Origin of the sequence: Candidatus Rickettsia kedanie, assembly GCF_045865205.1 — a bacterium.
Lineage (GTDB): Bacteria > Pseudomonadota > Alphaproteobacteria > Rickettsiales > Rickettsiaceae > Rickettsia > Rickettsia australis.
In genome coordinates this window covers 22,919-31,937 of the sequence record NZ_BAABMM010000022.1, presented here as the reverse complement: position 1 = coordinate 31,937, position 9,019 = coordinate 22,919, and the positions used below count along the sequence as shown (strand labels likewise).

The following is a 9,019-nucleotide window of genomic DNA, read 5'->3' as shown; positions in this document are numbered from 1 at the left end:
TATTTGTCATTATAAGTCCCTTAGCGTTACAGTGCTAATACTTATACTCTTCACTTCCCTTTTTAAATATCATTTTTTCTAGCTAACAGAGTTGCAATTAGCAAATTCCTTGCAAATTGCTTACTTATTTTCCTTAACTTGACGCGTATGAATAGATAGATTGCCTCAAAAAGTCATCTCTAACATATCACTTATAATAACAGGCTTATAACTCTTTCCTGATTCTAATATTACTGATCCTAGATTTTTATCACATGTAAATCTAATATAAGGGCTATCCTCAAGCAAACCAAGCATTTCAGCATTTACTGTAACGGTGCTATTTTTAGGGATATGAAATTTAATTGGTTTCCACTTTTTACACAAAACTTGAAGTTAGTATCAGTAGGAGCTTCAAAAGCATTAGTATTTTTCATAGTACTTAAATTTTTAGATTGAATTTATAGCATATAGGGTATGAATTTTTTCTTAAAAAATCAATAATTAATTTGGCTTTGATTTTATTCAACCTAAGTAAGGCAAGTTTATAAAACTTAAAAAAAATCTTGCAATAACTAATAAAAAAACTATTATTTGTTTTTCTATACTGTACGTGGCTTTGGTATGCCTAATTACAGTGCAATCTTAGTAAATACCAATTTATAAGGAATAATCATGCCTAAATTAAAAACAAAATCTGCTGTAAAAAAGCGTTTTAGACTTACTACTACCGGCAAGATTATCGCATCTCAAGCAGGTAAAAAACATTTTATGCGTCGTCGCACTAAAGCTCAAATCCGTAACCTTAGAGGAACTACAATACTTTGTCCTCGAGACGGATATAACATTAAAAAATATTTTTTACCGTACGGTATAAGTTAATTTAATTAGGAGCTAAAGCAATGACGCGTGTAAAATCAGGAAAAATTTCCAAAAATCGACATAAAAAAATCCTCAAATTAGCCAAAGGTTATAGAGGTAGAGCTAATAGCTGCTTTAGAGTAGCTATTGAAAAGGTAGAAAAAGCTCTCCTATATGCTTATAGAGATCGTAGAAATCGCAAGCGTGATTTTAGAGGCTTATGGATTCAAAGAATAAATGCAGCAGTAAGAGAACATGGGTTTGTTTACTCTCAGTTTATGGGAGCTCTTAAAAAAGCAGAAATTGATATAGATCGTAAAGTACTGGCAGAACTGGCCGTCAATAACAGTGACGGATTTGCAAGTATCGTAGAAAAAGCAAAAGCACATATTTAACAATGTCATTCCGTGGCTTGATCACGGAATCTCAAGATACAGACTGGAACACAAGCTTCCGTGGTCAAGCCACGAAATGACATAATTTATAACAATTAATTTTTATTTTCGTTCGGTATAAATATTATGAAACGTACATTTCAACCTAGCAATTTAGTTAGAAAAAGAAGGCATGGATTTAGAGCTAGAATGGCTACCCAAACCGGAAGAGCAATCTTAAGAAAACGTCGTGCTAAAGGTAGACATAAATTATCTGCTTAAAATAATCTGACTTATCAAATTGTCTATTACCTCTTTAAAAAATCAAAAAGAATTTGAGCTTATAAATAAGCTTGGAAAGAAGTTTCATGAGAGATATTTTATTTTGGTAATAGCCACAAAACTTCCAAAAACCTTCCTTGAATCAAAATATAACACCTTTTTAGGAATCAAAGTTAGCAGAAAGCTAAATAAACAAGCCGTGGTTCGCAACAAAATTAAAAGGCGTATACGACATCTAGTTAGAATGATTGTTAGTGATTATAAGCTTAATGCTATAAAATTCGCAATGATTATTATTCCAAGAAAAGGATTTGAAGAGATAAACTTCTCACACTTGAATTATGAATTAAGTAAAATAGTTCTAAGAAATATTTAGATTTTGTTGAATGGCTTAACGTTGCCCGACGTGGAGCGGTTTGTCCGTCATTGCGAAGAGGCATTGCTCGTGTGGATACCATACCACCCCATCATTGCAAGCAGTCGTAGTACTTGCGTGGCAATCCAAAAAAATAATAAAAAAGTTCTGTAAATCAAAATTTTTTACTAGCTTACTTCGTCCATTACTCTGTAATTTCCTTGCAATGACGTTAAAACCGGTCCACGCAACAATACCTCGCAGGAATGACGACTTGGATATTCATGCAACAATGTCGAGTTTGTAGAGCTTTGTGATATTGTTTATTAAATCTCCGGATCAGTATTTCCTAATATTGTTATATTTGAATTACTATCCGTATTTTCTTCCGTAAAATTTAAATTGAGTGCAATAAAGAATTGCAGGAGTGATTCCTTTATAATTTATATTTTCTATTATATTTTTTGAAACAATATTTGATCCTAGAATTAGTGTACCCTCACCGGATATATTTTTATTTCTTTTAAATAATTTTCTTGTGCCTCTTTTGACATTTCAAGTAACTCATTTTTAGAAATAGTCATTTTTTCTGCTAGTTTATATAGATTTTTATCTTTTAAGAGATCTAATAAAAATTTTTTACTAGGTAACAACTACAATAGTTCCTTATAAGTTATAGAATCAGAAAACCATTTTATTAACTTCCAATTTTCAAAAAAGAATTTTTTATCATTTTCCTCTGTTAGTGTTCTATAGAATTTTATTCGCTCATCATTTACCGTGAAATCATCGAATAATTTTTTGAGAGTTTCTTCTAACCTAGCTAATATTGCTAAATCAAAAAAATCATTACCTTTTGAACCTGGTCATTATTAAGAGTAAGAATCGTACTATTTCCTGCTATTAACTCACATAATTTATCTAACTCATTACCAACTACGTAATCAATATCTTTAAAACTAAGTTGCTTTTGTATAGTTTATTGCTCCAAGTTCATTTATGCCTTTTTGCTTATCATCTTCATAATAATTACGAGCAATTTCAAATAATTTTGTTACTGCATTTGCACTAGCCATATCATTATAACTAGCTAATGTATTTAATAATTCATGATTTAAAATAATAGTTTTCATTTCTTCTGGACTTAATATTTTCTCTTTAACTAAAAAATGATCTTCCATCTTTTCTATTAATGATTTAGCTCTTAACGCTTGTACCTTTGCACCTAATTGTTTCAAACTGTCTATATAGGCATTGATTGGTTAAGGTACTTTAAATTATTGTAAATATACTGGAAATTTTCTTGTTGCTTTTCATAGTCAAATAAAAATTCTGCTTTTATATACTCCAATAGCATCAATAACACTTACTATAAAACTTGTCTTTTCTACTTCAAAACCTAATTCGCTCATATTCAAATCCTAATTATTATTAAATTGAAATTTAAGAAATTTTAACTTTTGGTAATGTAATAATTAATTTAAGATAGTGTCAATGTCATATAGTCATTCAATTGGATTTTCATACAACGAGCGAAGCCTATAACTAATAGGAAAGCGACGAGTAATGATGGAGGTGAGTCCAAATCAATTGACTATAAAATACGGTAATTGATTTTTATGTAAGATTCTCTCAAATTATTATCAATAAAAACTTACAACCACTTCCGTTTCTTAAAATATTTATAGGTAATAATTGTAGATAATAGCATTAAGAATAAGGTTATAGGATAACCATACGGTGATTTAAGCTCAGGCATTACAGTAAAATTCATGCCGTAAATACTGGCTATTAAAGTGGGTGGGAGAAAAAATATAGTAACCAACGAGAAAATTTTAATAATATTATTTTGTTCAATAGCGATCATACCTAGTGCTGCGTCTAGAGTTCTTGCAATCTCACTAGATATAAATTGTGAAAATTAATTATTGAGTCTACATCTTCGAAGCAATGTATCTAATAGATCCTTAGATGCTTTATTTTGAGTTATTTGTGGAGATTTTAAAATATATTGAATAGCCATAGTTAAAGAAAATAAACACTCACGACTTTTAGAAAGTAAATCACCTTTTCGCCCTATTTTCTTTAATACATTGGTATGATCTATACGCAAATCATTAATTGTTATTATCAAGTATTAAACGTCCATAATCATCAATATCCATACTAATCGACTGTACAATATTCGATAATCTTGTTACCATATTACGAAGTAACATAAATAAATATTTGCGGCATTATGTTTGTTATGAAGCTGCTTAGCAAATTTATTTATACAGTCATTAAAGGGTATCAATTCTACGTAACGCACTGTTATAAGACAACCTTTATACAACAATAAATACTATAGAATGTGTTTCAGGAAATTCTTGCTCTTTATTTACGAGTTCCGTAATAGTTAGTATAACGCCTCATTTTCAACATATAACCTCTCGGAAATCTCAATTTATGATATGTCCTTTAAAGTCGGTATTTCTATATTTAATGTATTTTTTACTATTACTTTTTCTTCATCTGTTATATTGAATAAATCAATCCATAATGTGGATTCATTAATAATATATTCTTCATTTTTTACTATAGAATTATTTTCCTTTAAATATGTAGTTATCATATAATCCCAAATATGTTTTTGTAGAGATTAACAAACTTTACTCTTTAAAGCAACTTAAAGCTTTTATTCTCGTAGATGATTCCTATTATTAGACTTCTTGCATAACATATATTAGAAAGAGAGATTTGAAAGCAACACGAAAGCACTTGCCACCGCAGCGTATATAAATATGTGAGGATGCACGGAGGTATTGTTGCATGGACCGGTAAAACTTACTGTGTCACCTAGTTCACTTGCTAACTAGGTCTATAAAAACAATAAAAAATACTAATAATTTTAGTATTTTTAACTGGATCCCGTGGTCAAGCCACGGGGATGAGACAGAGGTGAAATTAATCCACGCAGGCAATGCCTTGTGAGTACCGCATTAACGTACAAATCAGCTTTAGAAAGAGGTTATGCAAGAAGTCTATTTTTTCAATAACAAATAATATACAATATAAAACCATCCAAAAAATCCATGAATGATAGCCCATAATATTGATTTATTTACATTAAATGATATTACTATTGCAAGTATTGTTCCAAGAGAAATACCACCATATCCTAAATAATTCATATATTTTATCCTTAATATTTTTTAATATCATTGTAGGACATTTATTATATTTTATTAAGTATTTTATGAATTAAAAATAATTAAGCTTAAAAACTACTTTCTTATAATTTGCAGCTAAAGAAAGCAAAGAGTCCACAAGACGCAGAATGACAAAAGTTATTAAATGTTCGGCATCCAAGAGCTGACAAAGATATTGCTGCTAGTTTTTTTAAGGTCTATCTGAATACATACGTTCCTTATAAAAGCAACACTTGATATATTAATTATTTTTTGCAGTAAGATTCCAAATATTTTCTCTGCTTTGCTTCCAAGCCACCAAAAGCTTATTCCTAGAATTGTAAAAAATACTGATTTATGAGTTGTATTCCAAAAATATTCAAAAAATCTTGTATATAAATTAATAAATAAAAAAGTAACTCCAAATCCTTTAGTGATCGAATTATCTTATTTTAAACCGTGATAAATAGCTGCTCCGGACATTAAGGCAAATAATAAAGACCAATGAAATAATTCTATCAGCTTTATCGACTTTAAGTAATAATCTTCAGGGTCATAATTTCCAAATATTGATAATAACCACATTGCAATAAATTAATATAATAAACCAATTACAAGAGTTACTGGAGTAAAATAATTGAATTTTTTATTTTCCTCTAGTGTGCAAGAGCAAAAAATGTTAAGATTCCTCCAAATAATATAAAACGTAATAGATAATTCATACCTAAGTAATATGCTCCCCATCCTGACATATACCCGGTTTCTGCTCCCATCCAACTACCTAGTGAAATTAAAGCAACACACCAAATTAAATTTGATTTAGAGAAATATCCTAATATAGCATAAACAATAAAAGATAAAAGCAATAAAATGGAAAAATGTCCACTCCCTGAATCAAATGCTTTTTCTAGTTGATAAATAGCACAAGCAGTGGTTAAGACCCCTAAAAATAATATTGCCCCATTGCTAAAAATTTGCTCTGGTTTTTATTGCTGTCTTTTAAAACCAATAAAATAAATTATTCCCGATAAAGTTGATAAGGTGATAAATTTCAGCAGATACGGAGCATTAAAAATATATTCTAATAATTCTCGTAGATAACGATCAGACAAAATAGCATTAATAGCAATAACTATCCAAAATTTTAATAGAAATATATTATTAATATAAAAATATTTGTGGACAAAGTACCTTTAGAAAGAGTATATACAATAATTCTAATGAATACATAAGCAAATAAATTTTGTTACTCACTACTTTAATTTTTTCTTTAGAAAAGATAGTATTGTTTTTGAAAAGAGACATAGGCAATTGAGGAAAGAAAATCGTAGCCTTAAAAGCAAATAATTAGTTAAAGATAGTGACAGTAAATATTTGGACTGAGTAATTACTTATATAAATATAAGCAATATACTAATTTAGTCTTTAAGGAGGTAATCCAGCCGCAGGTTCCCCTACGGCTACCTTGTTACGACTTCACCCCAGTCGCTAATTTTACCGTGGTTGGCTGCCTCTTGCGTTAGCTCACCACCTTCAGGTAAAACCAACTCCCATGGCGTGACGGGCAGTGTGTACAAGGCCCGAGAACGTATTCACCGCGGCATGCTGATCCGCGATTACTAGCGATTCCAACTTCATGCTCCCGAGTTGCAGAGAACAATCCGAACTGAGATGTCTTTTAGGGATTTGCTCCACGTCGCCGTCTTGCTTCCCTCTGTAAACACCATTGTAGCACGCGTGTAGCCCAACCCGTAAGGGCCATGATGACTTGACGTCGTCCCCACCTTCCTCCGGCTTATCACCGGCAGTTTTCTTATAGTTCCCGGCATTACCCGCTGGCAAATAAGAATGAGGGTTGCGCTCGTTGCAGGACTTAACCCAACATCTCACGACACGAGCTGACGACAGCCATGCAACACCTGTGTGTGGCCCAGCCGAGCTGAAGGAAAGCATCTCTGCGATCCGCAACCACCATGTCAAGGGTTGGTAAGGTTTTTCGCGTAACATCGAATTAAACCGCATGCTCCACCGCTTGTGCGAGCCCCCGTCAATTCCTTTGAGTTTTAATCTTGCGACCGTACTCCCCAGGCGGAGTGCTTAATGCGTTAGCTGCGAAACCGAAAGAGAATCTTCCGATATCTAGCACTCATCGTTTACGGCGTGGACTACCAGGGTATCTAATCCTGTTTGCTCCCCACGCTTTCGTGCATCAGCGTCAGTTGTAGCCCAGATGACCGCCTTCGCCACCGGTGTTCCTCCTAATATCTAAGAATTTCACCTCTACACTAGGAATTCCATCATCCCCTACTACACTCTAGATTAGTAGTTTTGAAAGCAATTCCGAGGTTAAGCCCCGGGCTTTCACTTCCAACTTACTAAACCGCCTACGCACTCTTTACGCCCAGTAATTCCGAACAACGCTAGCCCCCTCCGTCTTACCGCGGCTGCTGGCACGGAGTTAGCCGGGGCTTTTTCTGCAAGTAACGTCATTATCTTCCTTGCTAAAAGAGCTTTACAACCCTAGGGCCTTCATCACTCACTCGGTATTGCTGGATCAGGCTTTCGCCCATTGTCCAATATTCCCCACTGCTGCCTCCCATAGGAGTCTGGGCCGTGTCTCAGTCCCAGTGTGGCTGATCATCCTCTCAGACCAGCTACAGATCGTCGGCTTGGTGAGCCGTTACCTCACCAACTACCTAATCTGACGCGGGCTCATCCATCAGCGATAAATCTTTCCTCCATAGAGAATATACGGCATTAGCTTTTATTTCTAAAAGTTATTCCGTACTGATGGGCAGATTCCCACGTGTTACTCACCCGTCTGCCACTAACCAATTGGAGCAAACCCCAATTAGTCCGTCCGACTTGCATGTGTTAAGCATACCGATAGCGTTCGTTCTGAGCCAGGATCAAACTCTTAAGTTTGATTCTGTCAGTTTTACTTTAAAAATTGACAGGTTTAATTATCACTTTTGTGATATGTACATGTTTACTGTCACTATCTATATCTAATTATTTACTTTTAAAAACAGCTGCGACTTTTTTCATTGATCGCTTTGGATAGGTGTAGTTATATGCAATATAATCAACCCTGTCAACTACAATTTTGAAATTATTTTATTTTTGTTCTATATATCTAATTTAGATCCTTCTTTTGCAGCTTATAATCATTACAAAACTTTAGTTAAAATCTAATCACCACTAATGCTAATATTCTTTATTATATACTGTGCAGATATCTATTACTCATTGATATAGTATTTAATAAATACCTATCTCAATCATAACTTTTCATGCTCATATAAAATATCATGAATAATTTGTAAATTCTTAACAGCATAAAGACCATCTAGTGGAGCAATTAAAGCTTGCCACAAAGCCCAGCCTCTTGCCCTATCCCAAGTACCATCATCTAAGGATTGCTTTTCTTTAAAAACTTTTCTTGCTTCATTTTGAAGAAAAGTCCAAATTATTACTAAATCACAAGCAGGATCGCCAACACTCATACCTCCAAAATAGATTACTGCATCAAGTTTGCCATTTTTTATAATAATATTACCGCTTGCAAAATCACCATGAATCCATACAGGTTTTTTATTCCACTGAAAATTTAATGCTTTTTCCCACACAGATAGAGCTTTATCTGCATCAACCAAATTTTTTAAGTTTCTAATTACTGATTTTGTCTTAAGGTTATAAACTGCAAGATTACCCCCACGCCAAAAATTATGAGTACCTGGAATAGGTCCAGCAGTTATATCAATCTTATGTAATTCATTTAGCAATTTTGCTAGATCAGAAGCAATTAGAGATAAATTTAAACTGCTAGCATCCAAGCTATTTACACTTTCTCCTTTAATCCATTTATATATTGACCAATTCCAAGGATAATTTTTTGAAGGTTTACCTAAAGCTAAAGGCTTAGGGATATGAAATGACAAATTAGGAGCTAATACTGGTAACCATTTTTACTCTTTTGAAACCGCATCTACATATTT

Annotated in this window: 9 protein-coding genes, 1 rRNA gene and 2 pseudogenes; 5 read left to right on the top strand and 7 right to left on the bottom strand. The window is 32.9% G+C overall.

Features of this window, described 5'->3' with window-relative positions; translation table 11 throughout:
* Nucleotides 1–165: 165 nt before the first annotated feature.
* Complete coding sequence (locus ACKTSD_RS03355; protein ID WP_412708004.1) at nt 166–366, bottom strand: hypothetical protein; 201 nt, start codon at nt 364–366, stop codon at nt 166–168.
* A 288-nt stretch (nt 367–654) separates the two neighbouring features.
* On the opposite strand from ACKTSD_RS03355, the gene rpmI reads away from it, so the two are divergent.
* From rpmI to rnpA, 4 genes are all read left to right on the top strand, one after another.
* A complete protein-coding gene (gene rpmI / locus ACKTSD_RS03350; RefSeq protein ID WP_412708003.1) occupies nt 655–861 on the top strand; it encodes a 50S ribosomal protein L35 in 207 nt (68 codons plus the stop codon).
* 20 nt (nt 862–881) lie between these two features.
* Nucleotides 882–1,235, top strand: a complete 354-nt coding sequence (rplT, locus tag ACKTSD_RS03345) for a 50S ribosomal protein L20 (RefSeq protein ID WP_412708002.1) — start codon at nt 882–884, stop codon at nt 1,233–1,235.
* A gap of 126 nt (nt 1,236–1,361) precedes the next feature.
* Nucleotides 1,362–1,496: a 50S ribosomal protein L34 gene (gene rpmH / locus ACKTSD_RS03340; RefSeq protein ID WP_412708001.1), complete on the top strand. Its 135-nt coding sequence runs from the start codon at nt 1,362–1,364 to the stop codon at nt 1,494–1,496.
* 19 nt (nt 1,497–1,515) lie between these two features.
* Nucleotides 1,516–1,872, top strand: coding sequence for a ribonuclease P protein component (gene rnpA, locus ACKTSD_RS03335; RefSeq protein ID WP_412708000.1), 357 nt, complete (start codon nt 1,516–1,518; stop codon nt 1,870–1,872).
* Between the two features lie 467 nt (nt 1,873–2,339).
* Here the strand turns inward: rnpA and ACKTSD_RS03330 are convergent, their stop codons facing one another.
* A complete protein-coding gene (locus ACKTSD_RS03330) occupies nt 2,340–2,504 on the bottom strand; it encodes a hypothetical protein (protein ID WP_412707999.1) in 165 nt (54 codons plus the stop codon).
* Between the two features lie 306 nt (nt 2,505–2,810).
* Nucleotides 2,811–3,032 (bottom strand): hypothetical protein, encoded by a 222-nt coding sequence (locus ACKTSD_RS03325; RefSeq protein WP_412708006.1) that lies wholly within the window; start codon nt 3,030–3,032, stop codon nt 2,811–2,813.
* Nucleotides 3,033–3,377: 345 nt separating this feature from the next.
* Here ACKTSD_RS03325 and ACKTSD_RS03320 point away from each other — a divergent pair.
* A pseudogene (locus ACKTSD_RS03320) lies at nt 3,378–3,452 on the top strand (palindromic element RPE2 domain-containing protein); the annotation flags it as partial.
* Between the two features lie 53 nt (nt 3,453–3,505).
* Here the strand turns inward: ACKTSD_RS03320 and ACKTSD_RS03315 are convergent.
* The 4 genes and pseudogenes from ACKTSD_RS03315 to ACKTSD_RS03300 form a co-directional block, all read right to left on the bottom strand.
* Nucleotides 3,506–4,465: pseudogene (locus ACKTSD_RS03315) on the bottom strand (magnesium transporter CorA family protein).
* 1,003 nt (nt 4,466–5,468) lie between these two features.
* The gene (locus tag ACKTSD_RS03310) at nt 5,469–5,606 is read right to left on the bottom strand and encodes a hypothetical protein (RefSeq protein WP_412707998.1); all 138 of its coding nucleotides are present in this window, start codon (nt 5,604–5,606) and stop codon (nt 5,469–5,471) included.
* 841 nt (nt 5,607–6,447) lie between these two features.
* Nucleotides 6,448–7,946 (bottom strand): 16S ribosomal RNA (locus ACKTSD_RS03305).
* 356 nt (nt 7,947–8,302) lie between these two features.
* The gene (locus tag ACKTSD_RS03300; protein ID WP_412707997.1) at nt 8,303–8,962 is read right to left on the bottom strand and encodes an aminoglycoside phosphotransferase family protein; all 660 of its coding nucleotides are present in this window, start codon (nt 8,960–8,962) and stop codon (nt 8,303–8,305) included.
* Between the last annotated feature and the right edge of the window lie 57 nt (nt 8,963–9,019).

What these genes read in the sequence shown, in the direction of transcription:
- rpmI (WP_412708003.1), top strand. Translation starts at nt 655, where the DNA reads ATGCCTAAATTAAAAACAAAATCTGCTGTAAAAAAGCGTTTTAGACTT.
- rplT (WP_412708002.1), top strand. Translation starts at nt 882, where the DNA reads ATGACGCGTGTAAAATCAGGAAAAATTTCCAAAAATCGACATAAAAAA.
- rpmH (WP_412708001.1), top strand. Translation starts at nt 1,362, where the DNA reads ATGAAACGTACATTTCAACCTAGCAATTTAGTTAGAAAAAGAAGGCAT.
- ACKTSD_RS03325 (WP_412708006.1), bottom strand. Translation starts at nt 3,032, where the DNA reads ATGGAAGATCATTTTTTAGTTAAAGAGAAAATATTAAGTCCAGAAGAA.
- ACKTSD_RS03310 (WP_412707998.1), bottom strand. Translation starts at nt 5,606, where the DNA reads ATGTGGTTATTATCAATATTTGGAAATTATGACCCTGAAGATTATTAC.